The sequence below is a fragment of the Streptomyces adustus genome (genome assembly GCF_009377175.1).
GTDB classification, from domain to species: Bacteria; Actinomycetota; Actinomycetes; order Streptomycetales; family Streptomycetaceae; genus Streptomyces; species Streptomyces adustus.
In genome coordinates, this window is record NZ_VJZD01000062.1 from 25,637 (window position 1) to 40,715 (window position 15,079).

At 71.4% G+C, this 15,079-nt stretch carries 12 protein-coding genes; 5 read left to right on the forward strand and 7 right to left on the reverse strand.

What is annotated here, in order from left to right; translation table 11 throughout:
- Positions 1–248 precede the first annotated feature (248 nt).
- From FNH09_RS17715 to FNH09_RS17725, 3 genes are all read left to right on the forward strand, one after another.
- Positions 249–1,496 (forward strand): sensor histidine kinase, encoded by a 1,248-nt coding sequence (locus FNH09_RS17715; protein WP_152888973.1) that lies wholly within the window; start codon positions 249–251, stop codon positions 1,494–1,496.
- Between the two features lie 17 nt (positions 1,497–1,513).
- Complete coding sequence (locus FNH09_RS17720) at positions 1,514–2,152, forward strand: response regulator (RefSeq protein ID WP_162468731.1); 639 nt, start codon at positions 1,514–1,516, stop codon at positions 2,150–2,152.
- 61 nt (positions 2,153–2,213) lie between these two features.
- Complete coding sequence (locus FNH09_RS17725) at positions 2,214–2,573, forward strand: cupin domain-containing protein (RefSeq protein WP_162468729.1); 360 nt, start codon at positions 2,214–2,216, stop codon at positions 2,571–2,573.
- Between the two features lie 94 nt (positions 2,574–2,667).
- Here FNH09_RS17725 and FNH09_RS17730 read toward each other — a convergent pair whose 3' ends face one another.
- The 5 genes from FNH09_RS17730 to FNH09_RS17750 form a co-directional block, all read right to left on the reverse strand.
- Entirely contained in the window at positions 2,668–4,896 is a 2,229-nt protein-coding gene (locus FNH09_RS17730; RefSeq protein ID WP_152888996.1) for an N-acetylmuramoyl-L-alanine amidase, read from the reverse strand.
- Positions 4,897–5,089: 193 nt separating this feature from the next.
- Positions 5,090–5,950, reverse strand: a complete 861-nt coding sequence (locus FNH09_RS17735; protein WP_152888998.1) for a hypothetical protein — start codon at positions 5,948–5,950, stop codon at positions 5,090–5,092.
- Positions 5,951–6,028: 78 nt separating this feature from the next.
- Positions 6,029–6,445 (reverse strand): hypothetical protein, encoded by a 417-nt coding sequence (locus FNH09_RS17740; RefSeq protein WP_152888975.1) that lies wholly within the window; start codon positions 6,443–6,445, stop codon positions 6,029–6,031.
- 229 nt (positions 6,446–6,674) lie between these two features.
- Entirely contained in the window at positions 6,675–7,685 is a 1,011-nt protein-coding gene (locus FNH09_RS17745; RefSeq protein ID WP_162468730.1) for a helix-turn-helix domain-containing protein, read from the reverse strand.
- 284 nt (positions 7,686–7,969) lie between these two features.
- Positions 7,970–10,972 (reverse strand): carbohydrate binding domain-containing protein, encoded by a 3,003-nt coding sequence (locus FNH09_RS17750; protein WP_152889002.1) that lies wholly within the window; start codon positions 10,970–10,972, stop codon positions 7,970–7,972.
- A 242-nt stretch (positions 10,973–11,214) separates the two neighbouring features.
- Here FNH09_RS17750 and FNH09_RS17755 point away from each other — a divergent pair, with 242 nt between their 5' ends.
- Entirely contained in the window at positions 11,215–11,787 is a 573-nt protein-coding gene (locus tag FNH09_RS17755; RefSeq protein ID WP_152888977.1) for a hypothetical protein, read from the forward strand.
- Between the two features lie 58 nt (positions 11,788–11,845).
- Here FNH09_RS17755 and FNH09_RS17760 read toward each other — a convergent pair whose 3' ends face one another.
- On the reverse strand, positions 11,846–13,126 hold the full coding sequence (locus FNH09_RS17760; protein ID WP_338017604.1) for a PP2C family protein-serine/threonine phosphatase: 1,281 nt from the start codon (positions 13,124–13,126) through the stop codon (positions 11,846–11,848).
- A 198-nt stretch (positions 13,127–13,324) separates the two neighbouring features.
- Here FNH09_RS17760 and FNH09_RS17765 point away from each other — a divergent pair, with 198 nt between their 5' ends.
- Positions 13,325–14,395, forward strand: coding sequence for a tyrosine-protein phosphatase (locus FNH09_RS17765; RefSeq protein WP_238426741.1), 1,071 nt, complete (start codon positions 13,325–13,327; stop codon positions 14,393–14,395).
- 84 nt (positions 14,396–14,479) lie between these two features.
- Here the strand turns inward: FNH09_RS17765 and FNH09_RS17770 are convergent.
- Positions 14,480–15,079, reverse strand: a 600-nt coding sequence (locus tag FNH09_RS17770) for an FAD-dependent monooxygenase (protein WP_202919684.1), incomplete at its 5' end; no start/stop codon positions are given.

A 15,079-nucleotide genomic window follows, 5' to 3' on the forward strand; every position in this document is an offset into this window, starting at 1 on the left:
GACGCCGCATACAGCGTCATGAGCGGGGCAACTGCTGTTGCCGACAGCGAGTTCGAAAGCCATCAAGGTCACGTCGGAGGTCACTTCCGGTGTCACGAACCCGGCCGTCGGGCTCGTGATCCACCCTCCGTTCTCCATGGTCCGCAGTCAGTAACACCGCTGTCCGTCTTGGGGTGGCACTGACTTCACCCCCGTCAGGGACGGCAGGTTCATGGCAGGCCACGGGGACCGGCGCCTACGGTTGCGACATGAAGATCCCGACCCGGCTTCGGCGAGCACTCACCCGCCTGAGCCGCGACACGTCCTTCCTTGCTCTGGGGGCGCCGCTGCACCTGTTCACGGGGTTCTCGCTGTTCATGGACTTCGGCCTCGTGTGGGAGATCATCGAGGGATCGGACGACAGTGCGCCGGCGCTCCTGGGGGTCGCGCTGGCGCTGACGGCGTTCTGCGTGCCGGCGCTGTCCGCGGCCCAGTGCTGGCGCTTCCGTCGGCTGCTCGGGATCGGCATCCCGCGCCCGGGATGGCGGCGGCCATGGCGTCAGTTCGGTTACCACTGCCTGGCCGGGGCCCTGCTCGGCGCGCTGGAAACGCTGGTGGTGGGGCTGCTGGTGGTGTCGGCGAGCGCGTCACTGACCTTGGTGTGGATCTACGCGCTGCCCTGGCAGTGGCGGATCGAGCACCTCGGCCAGGCCACGCAGGCGGCCTACCTCTCCGAGGCCGGTCTGGTCGTGCTGGCCACCGTCCCAGGCCTGGCGGCCGCCCTGGTACGCCTGGAGACCCAGGTGACGCCCGCCCTGCTCGGCCGCAGCAGGGAGGAGAACCTGGCACGGCGGGTCGAGGACCTCACCGAGAGCCGGGCCGGCGCGGTGGACGCCGCGGACGCGGAACGACGGCGCATCGAACGGGATCTGCACGACGGCGCGCAGCAACGACTGGTGTCACTGGCACTGAATCTGGGCCTGGCCAAGGCCACGCTGGTGGATCTGCCGCCGGAGGCGCGGGAGGTGATCGACGCGGCGCACCGGGAGGCGAAGGAGGCGATCGAGGAGCTGAGCACCCTCGTGCGCGGTCTGCATCCCGCCGTCCTGGACGAACTCGGCCTGGATGCGGCCCTGTCGGGGCTCGCGGCCCGCGCCCCGCTGCCCGTACGGCTGCGGGTGGACCTGCCGCGGAGACCGGTGCCGGCGGTGGAGGCGGTCGCCTACTTCGTCGTGTCCGAGGCGCTGACGAATGTCGCCAAGCACGCGCGGGAGGCGACCCGGGCGGATGTGACGGTCAGCCTGCTGAGCGAGACACTACGGCTGGTGATCGCGGACGACGGTCCGGGCGGGGCCGACCCCCTCAAGGGCAGCGGTCTCGCGGGACTTTCCCAGCGTGTGCGGTCGGTTGACGGAACATTCCGGATGAGCAGTCCAGTGGGAGGACCGACCATGATGAGCGTGGAGCTGCCGTGTCAGAGCCGAGAGGTGCCGTCCCCGGCACGGAGGACCGGGTGATCGCGGTGCGGCGCGCGGTGATCGCCGAGGACTCCGTGCTGCTGCGGATGGGGCTGGTCAAGGTGGTGCAGATGGCGGGCTTCGAGGTGGCCGCCGAGGTGGGCGACGCGCAGGGGTTGCTGGCCGCGGTCGAGGAGCACCGGCCCGACCTGGCGGTGGTGGACGTCAGGATGCCCCCGGGCTTCACGGACGAGGGGGTCCGTGCCGCGCTGTCGATCCGTCAACGCCACCCGTCGACGGCCTTGTTGCTGCTCTCCCAGTACGTCGAGGAGCGCTACGCGGCCGACCTGCTCGCCGCCAACACCAGCGGGGTGGGCTATCTGCTCAAGCAACGGGTCGCGGATGTCGAGGAGTTCGTCGAAGCACTGCGGCGGGTGGCGGACGGTGGTACCGCGCTCGATCCGCAGGTCGTCGCACAGCTGCTGGTACGCCGGCAGAGCGATCCGCTGGAACGGCTGACGGCCCGCGAGCGGGAGGTGCTCGCGCTCATGGCCGAGGGCCGCTCCAACGCGGGCATCGCCGTCCAACTCGTGGTCAGTGAGAGCGCGGTCGCCAAGCACATCAACAGCATTCTGGCCAAACTGGATCTCCCCAGAGCGGACGCCGACCACCGCCGGGTACTGGCGGTGCTGCGTTTCCTGGGAGTCGGTGCCTAGTTGTGCCCGGAACAGGCGGCCCGAGGGTGCGCACGGTGACGAGCTGCTAGCGTCCGGGCCCGTGGACGACAGCGTGTACGTGGGCAATGCGGGCAAGGACGCGGCACTGGACCGGGGTTGGATCCTGGGGCACTTCAAGGACGTGGACGATCCGCGCCACTGTGCGGCGGTGGAGATCAAGTGGGGTGTCCACCCCCGTGGCGACGAGCGCGCGCAGTGGGTGACGGGCGAGGAGCGCACGGCGGTCCTGGTCCTCGTCAGCGGCCGCTTCCACGTCCGGCTCCCCGGTCGCGTCGTCGTCCTGGAACAGCAGGGCGACTACGTCGTGTGGGGCCATGGGGTCGACCACTCGTGGTTCGCGGAGGAGGAGTCGGTCGTCCTGACCGTGCGGTGGCCGTCCATACCCGGCTACGCCTCCTGACGGCGTGGCCGGCTGCTCGCCGATGCCGAAGGGGTGGTGTGCGGACCGGGTCCGCACACCACCCCTTCGGTCTCCGGGTCACAAAGCCCGGCTCCTACTTCAGGTAGACGATCCCGTCGGTGGTGACGGTGGGCCGCCCGCTCGTCGCGGTGACGACGATCTTCACGGTGTGCTTGCCCGCGGCGGACCAGTTCTTGGTCCAGATCGCGCTGCGGTACGCCGTCGTGGTCGACTTCAGGTCGACGGTGGCGGCCTTGGCCCCGTCGACGTAGACGTCGGCCTGTCCGGAGGTGGCCGCGCGCGAGACGATCCAGGACACCGAGCGGCCGGTGAACGTCCAGCTCAGCGAGGCGTTCTTCGTGGAGCTGCTGAGCGAGCCGCCGCCGAGGTAACTGGTTGACGTCTTGCTCGTCCAGGTGCCGGTCTTGACGGCGGACGTCTCCTGCACGATCACCGGGGTGACCGACGCCGAGGCGACGGCGGTGTTGCCGGCCAGGTCCTGGGCGGTGAGGGCGAAGGCGGTGGCCGCACCGGACTTGGCGGTCAGCGCGGCGCTGGTGACGGTGGGGCCGTAGGTCTTGGCCGCGGGGGTGGTCAGCCGGACCTCCTTCAGACCCGCGGTGTCGGTGGCCTTCCAGGCGAGGGTCACCGGCACGGCGGCGGTGTCGACGGTTCCGGTACGCAGCGACAGCGCCGGCTTGGTCGCGAACACCGGCGGGGTGGTCTCCGCCGTCACCGCTACGGCCGGGGTGGTGGCGGTCTTGCCCGACTGGTGGGTCGCGCGCACCTGCACGGTGTGGCTGCCGACCGCGAGGGTGACGGCCGCGGAGGTCGCGGTGCCGGTCTTGCTGACGACGCTCTTGCCGTCGACGAGGACCTCGTACTTCGTGATGAGGGAAGCCGGTGTGGTGGCGGCCCAGTTGACGGTCACCGCGCCCTTGGTCAGGTAGGTGCTCCCGGACAGGGCCGCGCCGGTGAGCGACTTGACCGCGAGTCCGGCGACGGGGCCCGCCGCCCAGGTGCGCACGGTCGGCAGTTGGTTGTACAGGACCGTCCCCGGGCACTCGGTGGCGTAGGCGTCGCGGTGGCCGGAGATCCGGTTGAAGTCGGCGGACTGCCCGAGGGCGAACTTGCCGTTGGCCTTGCCGGCCGTCAGGGTCACCTTGCTCAGCGGGTCCACCCCGTACTGGCCGAGCTTCCAGGCGGCCAGCCGGGCGATGGCGGCCTTCGCGGCGACCGGCGCGTCCACGTCCGTGTACGTACCGATCACGGCGATGCCGGTGGTGTTGGTGTTGAAGCCCTCGGCCTGCGCGCCGATCACGGGCCGGTCGATGCCGCCCTTGCGGCCCTCGAAGATCGTGCCGCACTTGTCGACCACGAAGTTGTAGCCGATGTCCTTCCAGCCCTGGTTCAGGTGCATGGCGCGCAGACCGCGGACGATGGCCGGGGAGTCGGCGCAGGAGTAGGTGTTGGTCTGGGCGGTGTGGTGGACGAAGACGGCCTTGATGGTCGTGCCGTACTCGGGCGCCTCGGTGTTGAGCGACTCGTCGGCCTGCCATTCGGCCCGGCTCACCACGGGCGGCTGGGGCACGGTGGACGGCGGGCCGGCCGTCGCGCTCGCCGACGCGGTCGGCGCCGTCGGCGCCGTGGACGACGCACCGGCCGAGGGGGAGGCCGTCGTGGCCGTCGCCGTCGTCGTCGGGGCGGCCGGCGACTCGGTCACGGACTCGGACGCGGTCACCGACGGCTCGGTCGTCTCCGCCGGAGTCGGCTCGGAGGTGCTCGGGTCGGCGGGCACGTCGGTGGGGTCGGGGCTCTCCCCGGCCACGGCGTAGGCCGCCGCTTCCATCCCCCTGGGCGCGGAGACACCGGGATCGACCACGTCCAGCCGCAGCCCGGCGGGCAGCGTGCCGCCCGCCGCGACCTTGATCTCCACCCCGTCCGACGGCCCGAACCAGGCCGCGCCCGTGGCGCCGCGCATCCCCTTGCGCGGCGTGTCCTCGCCGCCGCCGTCGTCCGCCTCCAGCGTGAGCCAGGGGGACCACTTCTGGCTTCCGGCCAAACGGGTCCTGGCCGTGACCGCGCCGCGGACCTGCGCGCTCGGGTCGTCCCACGACAGTCTCAGCATGCTGAACGGCTCCGTGTCGGGCCGGCTCAGTGAGACCCCGCCGGCGCCGTCGGCATGCAGCGCGGTCGACCGCACATGGGTGGCGACCGGCCCCGCCGCCTTCGCGTCCGCCCCGGCACCGGAGGAGTCCGCCGTCCGGACGACGACGACGGCTCCCGCTGACACCGCGGCCGCCACGGCGACCGCCCCCCACATCACACGCCGCTTCACGCAGCCCACCCCATGCACACTCGGATCAGGACGGCCCGCAGCGGGGCGGCACAGCGCAGCACCCCCGGGCCCGGAGATACGGAATGTACACGATCATCTTCCACGTTCAACCAACTCCCCCTGAACACAAGTCAGTTGACTCGGCCGGGTGCGGTGCGGCGCGCGGGAGCCGGTCCCGTCAGGGTTCGGGGAACACCAGGGGTACGCCGTAGTCCCGCTCGGCACTGCGCAGCGCGGGGAAGAAGGTCGTGCGGAGGGTGCGGATCTCGGCGGCGTGCTCGGCGAGGAACCGGGTCCGCAGGCGCAGGCGGGCGGGTTCGCGGACCGCCTCGACGGGTCGCATGCAGGCGGCGTACGTGCTGCCCAGCGCACGCTCCGTGGCCGGGAGGTCGGCGGCGGCCGCACGCTGCTGGCGGGCGTCGGCCAGGGACATGAAGGTCTGCTCGTCGCGGGCGGGGACGCCGCGCGCCGCCAGACAGTCCGGCAGACCGCGCTGGGCCTTGAGCACGGCCGGGTCGTCGCGCAGGGAGGTCAGCCGACCGAACCACTGCTGCTGGAGCGGGACGTAGAGGTCGCGAACGGTGGCGGCGGCCTTCGTACCCTCCGCGCGGCAGGCGTCCACCTCCGCCGCGCTGCCGGTCCGGGCCGGGCCCGAGGAGGACGCGACGGCGGGGACCTCGGCGCTGGCGCTCAGGCCGTGCCGGGCGACGAAGTCCAGGTCGGGGAGTTCGAAGAAGCGGATGAACGCGGGCGGGATGTCGGCCGGCAGCGCGATCCCCTTCCGCTCGGCGCAGCGGGCGGTGGCGGCTCGCCCCACCTGCCGGCCGAACACGTCCAGGCCCTGGGTCCACCGGGTCTCGGCGCCGACGGCCGGAAGCACCATGCGTACGGGGTCGTCCGGCAGAGTGCGGCCCAGGCGCGCGGGGGCCACGGCCTCGGGCGTCGGGCCGGCCGGGCCGCCGGGGTCGCCCGCGCACGCGGTGACGAGCAGGGCCGTGGCGGCGAGTGCCGCACGCGCCAGGAACCGGGCCCGGAGCATCCGGGTCACTCCTCTCCTTCGCGGGGTGCCCGGGGTCCCGGCCGGGTCGGGACGGGACCCCGGGCGCCGGAATCGGGGTCAGTGCGTGATCTTGACGGTGTCGCCGCCGTTCGCGGCGCTCGCCACGGTGAACAGCGTGTTGTCGGAGACGTCGGTGCACAGCCAGTAGGTGCTGTCGTTGACGCTGTGGCTGCCGTCGTAGGCCCAGACATAGCCCGCGTTGCAGGTGACCCAGCTGCTGCTGGAGGTGTGGTAGAGACGGCCGGCGTAGCCGTCGTACCCGTACACCGTCTTGTCGTCGGTGTAGGTGAGGTTCAGGTCGCCGCAGCTGCTGGTGGACGACTTCCTGACCGTGGTGCCCACACTCTCGTAGCCTCCGGTGGTCAGCGTGCTGGTCACGCACGCGTTGGGCGCCGCGGACGCGGAGGGCGCGAGCACCAGACAGGTCGCGGCGGTCACCAGCGCGAACGCGCCGGCGGCGATGGCCTTCTTCATGGTTCCCCCTGCTTCGGGTCGTCACGGGTGGGACGGACTGCCGCACCCGGCCGTGCTTACGCCGGACACGCTCGCAGAGCCGGACAAGGCGGGACCACGACCTTCGACCGGTCTCGAAAGGGCCGGGTCGAGGGCTGGAGGGCGTTGCTCCGGTGGTGCGGGTGAAGTCGGTGCGCCACGTGTGATGTGTGGGGTGTCGTGGAGAGGAACGACCCGTCGTGGCGTGTGACTAGAAGTCGACGGTGGCCATCGGCCGGCCGGGCCCGGCCGGCGTCCGGCGGAGCATCGCGGCGCCGAGCGGGGTCAGGGTGTGCAGCACGGTGTTGTGGCGGCGATTGCTGATGATCAGGCCCGCGTCGCGCAGCACGGTGGTGTGGTGGGTGGCGGTGGCGGGCGAGACGCCCAGGGTGCGGGCCAGTTCCGAGGTGGTCGCGCCGAGGACGAGCGAGCGCAGCGCGGCCGCGCGGGTGCGGCCCAGCAACGCGGCGAGGGAACGCTCGGTGGGACGGTCCGAGCCGGGATACCGGGTGCCGTGCACGGGATAGATCAGTACCGGTTGCAGCGTGTCGTCCGCCAGGGAGATGGGTGCGTGCCAGCAGAAGTAGGAGGGGACCAGGCGCAGCCCCCGGCCGTTGAGGTAAAGGTCGCGGTCCACGACGTAGTCGACCTCCAGGACCGGCGCGTGCCAGCGGATGGTCGGGGACAGTCCGCCGAGCAGGCCGTCGATGCCGGTGTCGAGGGTCTCGCGGGCGCACAGGGTGCGCTCGCCCTCGATCGAGGCCCGGACGCGGTCGTGGTGCGGCGCGATGACCGCCCCGTGATAGGCGCGCAGGAGCTTGACCAGCTCCTCGCGGGCCCCGCGTTCCACCAGGCGTGCGGCCCAGGCGGGGGCGCCGCTGCACTCGTCCAGCATCCGGATCTCCTGGGCGACCCGGTCGGGCGGGGTGTCGACGATCGCCGTGAAACCCGCGTCCAGCCCGTCGGCGGCCTCGGGCGGCGTCAGGAAGTCCGGGAGGTAGGGGGCTCGGGGCAGGACCGGGACGAGCAGTCGGCGTACCGCCTCACCGAGCGGCGTGCCGGTGAGTACGGCCCGGGTCTCGCGGTACCACTCGGCGAACGCCCAGCGGCCCCTCGAAGTCTGGAGCCGGTGCAGGCTGCACGTGATCTCCCAGAGCGGGTCGGGCGCGCTCGCCATCCGGACGCGCGCGAGGTCTTGGGGGGTGAAGTGGACACGCAGCACGGCTTCCGCACCCTCTCCTGAAGCGTCTGTGGTCCTGCTCGGCAGTAGCCTGGGCGACCGCCGCCCCGGGGGACAACGCGGTGAATCGGTCGCTCCACCGCGTCACAGCCGACCCACGGCTTTCGGCCGCGGCACGCGGCGCTCGGCGCGCGGCCGGGGGCGTGCCCCGCCGGTGCCGCGACCGAGGACGGCCGCCTCGCCGTGGGGCGAGGCGGCCGCCGTGCCGTGCGGACGGGACCCGGCCCGTCGGTGGAGCCGGTGTCACCACCGCGGTCGAACCGGTGTCACTTCAGGTAGGGGCCGTCGCTTCCGATCTTTCCGGGGCCGTTGAGCACGTACACCCGCAGGTTGCCCTTGCCGGGTGCGGCCACGGTCAGGGTGCCGCCGGTGACCGTCTGGACGTCGCCGGTGACGGCGTCCCGGTAGGTGCCGTTGGGGATACCGGTGTAGGTGGCGCCGCCGGTGACCGTGACGAGGGCGAAGCTGTCGGTCGTCCCGCTGGTGTAGCGGCGCTTGAAGGCCATCGAGCCGCTGATGCCGTCCGTGGAGTACTGGCCCGACTGGAGGGCCGGGACGGCCCGGCGGATCTGGTTGAGCCGCTGGAGGTGCTTGACCAGGGGCTGGGCGAGGGTGGTGGCCACCGCGCCGCTGGCGGAGTCGACCTTGCCGAAGTCGGAGGCGGTGACGCTCCCCGCGAGATGGTCGCCGTAGTAGGCGCGTCCGGTGGTCGCCAGCGGGCAGGTCGGACCGCAGTCGATCTGCTTGCCCGCCTGGAACTCGATCTCCGATCCGTAGTACAGCGTGGGGATGCCGCGGAAGGTCCACATCAGGGACATGTTCTCGGCCCAGGCGTCGGTGCCGCCGCTGTAGCGGGTGCTCGACTTGTTCGGGCCGTAGTCGTGACTGTCGACGTAGACGACGTTGTACGTGGCGTCGTTGACGGAGTCGTCGGAGTCCTTGCCGTTGTTGTAGGCGTTCTGCGCGTCGCCGAAGTTCATGTGCATGCGCATGTCGATGATGTTCATCCCGGAGAACTGGCTGCGGTCCGGGGTGTGGTAACTGTTGCCGCTCAGGAAGGCGTTGGTGGAGGTGGGCTGGTTGCCGGTGCCGAGCTGCTCCTCGTAGTTGTACTGCTCGATGGAGGCGGTCTCGTCGTCGGCGCTGTACTCCTTGCGCTCCTTCCAGGTGTAGAACTGCGCGGAGTGGTTCACCGAGCCTCGGTTCCACTTGTCGTTGACGAACGCGCCGACCTCGCCGAAGACGAAGAAGTTCTTCGCGGCGTCCGTGCCGAACCGCTGGGTGACCCGGTCGTAGATGGCGGGCAGGAAGCGGCGGTTCCAGGTGACGCGCGGGATGTGCACGGCCGTGTCGATGCGGAACCCGTCCACGCCCATGTCGATGTACTTGTCGTACGCGCCGATCAGGTAGTTCTGGACGGTGGCGTTCTCGGTGTTGAAGTCGGCCAGGTCCTCGTGCAGCCAGCACGAACGCGAGTCCTCGCCCTCCCAGTTGCCGATCCAGCACTGGTGGTAGTACGCCTTCGGGAACATGCCCGAAGTGGGGCTGGGCCACTGGCAGTTGTAGAGGGTGTAGCCCTCGGCGCTCTTGCCGCCGGTGGGCTTGCCCCAGTTGAGGCAGGTGTTGCCGGAGGGTTCGGCGGTCGACCACAGGTCGCCGTTGTAGTACGACTTCCCGGACTTGGACTCCACGGTCAGGCCGTCGTACTCGAAGCCCTCGTTCTTCTCGTCGTAGTACCAGCTCCACTGGCTGTCGCGGACGCCGTACACGGTCGGGGTGAACAGGCCCTTCGCGCCCCAGCGGGAGCTGTGGTTGTAGACGACGTCCTGGTAGATCTTCATGCCCTTGGCGTGGGCCGCGTTGATGAGGTCCTGGTAGGAGGCGCCCGCGGACTCCAGGCGCGGGTCGACCTTGTAGAAGTCGTAGCCGTGGTAGCCGTGGTAGTCGTAGTCCGAGCGGTTCAGGACCACCGGGGTGATCCAGACGGCCGAGAAGCCGAGGGCCTTGATGTAGTCGAGCTTGTCGACCAGACCCTTGAAGTCGCCGCGGAACATGGGGTCGTTGTTGGCGGCGTTGCCGGACTTCACGTCCTGGCTGCCGCCGCGGTTGTTGGAGCTGTCACCGTCGTAGAAGCGTGCGGTGAGGACGAAGTAGATGGGGTCCTTGCGCGGGTCGGTGCCCAGCGGCGTCCCCGAGGCGGGTGCGGGTGCCTGCTCCCCGGTCGTGACGGTGGCCGCGGCGGAGGCGGGCGAGGTGTTCCCGGCCGCGTCGACGGCCTTCACCGTGTAGGTGTAGGCGGTCTTCTCCTCCAGCCCCGTGTCGGAGTACACCGTCGAGCCGACATCGGTGACGACGGTTCCCTTCGTCCCGCCCGTGCGGGTGAGCTGGTACTTCGTCACGGCGGTGTCGTCGGTCGCCGGGTTCCAGCTCACCACCACCGAGGTGTTGGTGGCGCTCGCGGTGACCCCGGTGGGTGTGGTCGGCGCCTGGGTGTCGGGGGCCTGGGCCGCGCAGGGGTCCTTGGCGTCGGCGGTGACGGTCCGGTCCTTCACCGTCGTGGTGCCGGTCGGGATCGTGTAGTCGGCGCTGTTGTTGTTGTCCCAGACGCCGTTTCCGTTGTTGAAGGCGGCCTTGAGCGAGGTCGCCGTGCCGATGTCGAGGGTCTTCTTCCACCAGCCGGTGCAGGCGCTCTCCATGCCGACGCCGGGGACGGTCGTCCAGGAGCCGCCCGTGGGCGCGTAGTGGATGTTGGCCGTGGTCCAGCCGGACGTGGCGGTCGAGTAGTACACGGTCGCCTGGTTGCCGCTGCCCGTACCGGTGTCGGCGCACGGGTCGCTGTGGGCGATCACGCCGTCCTTGACGGTGATGGTTCCGGTGCCCAGCGCGTAGTTGTTGCCGCCGTTGTTGTCCCAGGTGCCGCTTCCGTTGTTGAAGGTGGCCTGGAGGCCGGCGGCCGAGCCGAGGTCGACGGTCTTCTTCACCCAGTCCGTGCAGGCGGCCTCCATCACCACGCCGGGAACCGTGGTCCACGAGCCGCCGTCCGGGGCGTAGTGGAGGTAGGTGGAGGACCAGTTCTTGGTCTTCGTGTAGTAGAAGACGGTGGCCGTGTTGGTCGTGTCGGCCGCGGTCCCCAGCGCGACGGGGCTTGCGTCCGGCACGCCCGTCAGCAGGCCTGACAGGCCGGCCGCGACCGCGATCAGTGCGAGCGGGCGGCGCAGTCGGCCCAGCAGGCGCACTCCGCGCGGCGGTCTGCGTCTTCCGGGACTCATGAGTGCGGGTTTCATGGCTTCCCCTTGTTGCAAGAAGAACCGGCAAGTTCCTGAAATTTGTTGCAGCGGAAACTACAGGTGCATGACAGTCCTGTAAATGGATCGCGCGCCCCTTCCCGCAGAAAGCGCGTTCTCGTCCCGCGCAGGGCGGGAGCCCACCTCACACAAGGCGTAGGTCCGTCCGCGCCAACTCGCCGGTGCGGTGTTTGCTTCCGGAATCGGCGATCGCCACGATGAACTCCGTGGTTCTGACTCCGGGCTGGGTGTGGCAGGGGGGCCCGACGCGCCGGGCGCTGGGCACCGGCGTCCCCACCGGGCTCTTCCTCGGCGCCTTCGCCTTTGTCGAGTCGGGCTCCTGGATCGCCGCCGCCGTGGTGTTCCTGCTGCTGAGCCCCTTCCACGGCATCCGGGTGGCCCGGCGGATGGGCAGGGCGTGGCCCGGCGCCGCGCAGCTTGACGCGGCCGACCGGGCAGCCGTCGTACGGGCGACCCGGCGCGGCGCGGACCTCGGCGATCCCCGCCTGGCGCCCGCGGTGATCGACTACGCCGAGGCCCTGCGCAACGTTCGCGAACAGGACCGGATCAGGAGGTGGGTGGTCGCGGGCCTCGCCACCGTGGCCCTGGTTCTGGCGCTCTACGACACGCACTCCGGGGAGCGGGGGCAAGCCGTGGCGTCGTGGCTGGTGCTGGCGGTGTTCCTGCTGGACCTGATCTGGCGGCCCGGCCAGGAGGACGCGGTCGTCGCCCGCGCGCGGCGGGCGGCGGACGCGGCCCGCCGGACCCTGCGCCGGAATCCGGCCGACGACCTGCCCTGAGGCCGGGTACAGACCACCCCGACGGGCACGGTCCTCGCCGGGGTGGTGCGCGCGGGCGTCAGAGGCGTACGACGATCAGGGCGATGTCGTCGCGCGCGCCGTGGCTGACCCCCAGGCGCGCCAGCAGGGTGTCCGCGAGCCGTTCGGGGCTCAGCCCCACACAGCAGTCGAGAAGGATGTCCGTCAGTCGGTTCAGACCGACATCGATGTCCTCGTCATGGCGCTCGATCAGGCCGTCGGTGTACATCACCAGCGTGTCGCCGGGCCGGTAGCCGGTGCCGGCCTGCGGGCGCGGGACGTGTTCGGGCCGGGCGCCGAGCGGCGGGTCGGTGGCCTGGTCCAGCAGTTCGCAGGTGCCGTCCGCGTGCATCAGCACCGGCGGCGGATGGCCGGCGCTGGAGTAGATGATCAGGCGAGAGCGGGTGTCGATCAGCGCGGTCACCGCCGTGGCGGCCAGCGCGCCCTCCACGGAGCGGGCGTAGAGGCCGAGCACCTCCATGGCCTGCGCCGGCCCGGTGACCGCGCGACTGGCCGCCGACAGCGCGCTGCGAAGCATGCCCATGACAGTCGCGGCCTCCAGGCCGTGCCCCACCACGTCGCCCACCGCCACGGTGAACCGGCCGTTGGCCAGATCGACGGTGTCGTACCAGTCACCGCACACGTTCAGCGAACCGACGGCGGGCAGATAGCGCACCGTGACGTTCGGATGCCGGGCCAGGTCCGGGGCGCGGAGCATCGCCTCCTGGAGGGTGAGGGCCACCTGCCGCTCGCGGGCGTGGGCCCGGCGCAGTTCCTCGTTGAGCCGCTGGAGCTCCTTGGCCCGGATGTAGAGCTCGGCCTCCATCGCCTCCTCCCGCTCGCTCGACGAACCGGACGACGACCGGGCGCGCCGTCCGCGGGCCCGCACGAAGGCGGTCACGTCCTCGACCCGGTGGATGATCCACGCCACGCCGCCGTCCGGCCCGAGCACGGGCGTGTTGACCGGGGACCACCACCGCTCCTCGAACCGGCCCGGTCTGCTCACCACGGGGATGTCGTAGCGCTGCGCCGCCATCGCGTCCGGCTCCCGGGTGGCCAGCACGCGCTCCATGGAGGCCGACAGGTTGCGCACCCCGTCCGCGTTCGGGTCGTTCGGATTGTCGGGAAAGGCGTCGAACAGGTACTGGCCGATCAGCTCCTCGCGCGTCCGTCCGGTCGCCCTGCCGTACGCCTCGTTCACACCGACGATCACCAGATCGGGTGTCAGCACCAGATAGGGGCTGGGAGTGGCGGCGAACAGCGCGCGATAGTCGACCTCCCCCGTGGCCGCGTGCGCGCCGTCGGCTGCCGGGATCTCCACCTCTCCAATCTACGAGCCCTCCCCTGCCCCCGCCCGCCGGGCCGCCGGCCCTCCGGGCCACCTGCCGGCAGCCCGTACCAGGTCGAGGTACACGTAATGCCGGATTCGGATGATCATTCCCATCCTTGGACCACCGGCGTTCACCCGGCGTTGCGCCGGCACTCCCCGGGCGGGCGAACGATTTCGGCCATGACTCACATGACACGTGTCAGAGCGGCTTCCGTACTGTCGGCCGCCCTGATGTTCCCCGGCCTGACGGCGGGCGCCGCGACGGCGGCGCCCGCCCACGCCGGAGCGAGCGCGCACTCCGCACGGCACATCCCGTTCACCGCGGCCGAGGTGACCGCGCGGAACGACGGCTCGTACAAGATCACCTGGACGGCCCCCGGCGTCCACCACGTGGCCGTCCGCGCGAACGGCCGCACCGTCGCCTCCGGCGGCTCCACCGGCTCGATCACGGTGACCGGCCTGCCCGCCGCGGACCGCCAGTGGTTCGACCTCGTGCCCGACCGCGGACGTGGTCTCCACCTCGCCGACCGGCTGATCAAGCTGGACGGCACGACCAACTTCCGTGACGCGGGCGGCTACCGCACCACCGACGGCAGCTGGGTGAAGATGGGGGTCGTCTACCGCTCGGACGCGCTCGACCGGCTGACCACCGCCGACCTGGCCAAGCTCGAGCGGCTCGGCATCTCCGTCGACTACGACCTGCGCACCACGTCCGAGCGCACCGGCGCGCCCGACCGGGTGCCGTCCGGCGCGCGGTACGTCGTCGCCAACGTGATCGGCGACGACTCCGACGTCTTCGCGATGCCGACCACGGCCGAGGCCGCGGCACAGATGATGGTCGACGGCGAGAGGGCGATGGTCAGCGGCGCGACCGCGAAGGCGGCCTACTCCGAGGTCTTCGCCGGGATCGTCGCGGACGCCGACGGCTCGCTGTACCACTGCACGGCGGGCAAGGACCGTACCGGGTGGGCCAGTGCCACCCTGCTCACCGCTCTCGGCGTACCGCGCGAGACGGTGATGGCGGACTACCTGGCCTCCAACACCTACCGGGCCTCGGTCAACGCCGCCACCCTGGCCGCCATGCCCGCGGCGCAGGCCGCGGTCTACAAGCCGCTGCTCGACGTGCGCGCCGAGTACCTCAACTCCGGCTTCGCCGAGGTGAAGGACAAGTACGGCTCCTTCGCGTCGTACGAGAAGAAGGCCCTGGGGATCGACCCGGGCGAGCTACGACGGCTGAAGTCCCAGCTGCTCGTCGGCTGATCCCGCAGGCCCGCCCGGGTTCGGCCCGGCCCACCCGGGCCGGGCCGGACCCCGCCCTGTCGTGGAGCGGACGGTGCGCACCGGTCAAAGGGCAGTCGAAGCCTCCGGGTCCAGTCCGGCCATGAGTTCCGCGAAGGCGCCGTCGGCGGCCCGGGACGTGAAGAGCCGATCGAGCCGGGCACGGGCGAGGCCGCGGTGGAAGGACCCCGCGCCGGTGTCGTCGCCCGCGTCATGGAGGGTCCGGGTCAGCCAGTGGGAGAACTCCTGGTCGTTCCAGACGCGCCGCAGACAGCGCCGGGAGTATGTGCGCAGCGGGCCGTCGTCGCCGTCGCGGACGAAGTCCCGAACGGCCCGGGCGAACAGGTCCGCGTCGTAGAGGGCCAGGTTCATGCCCTTGCCGCCCATGGGCGACACGATGTGCGCCGCGTCGCCGACGAGGTGGAGGCGGCCGTACTGCATGGGGTCGTGGACGAGGCTGCGCAGCCGGAAGATCTCGCGTTCGGTGATCGGGCCGGACGGGAGGGCGGGGTCGCCGAGCCGGGTGCGCAGCGCTTCCCAGACACGGGGGTCGGTCCAGGCCTTGGGATCGTCGTCGGGCGGGCACTGGAGGTAGTAGCGGCTGGTGTGCGGGCCCCGGGAGAAGTGGGCGGCGTAGCCGTGCCGGCTGACGGCGAGGAGGGGACG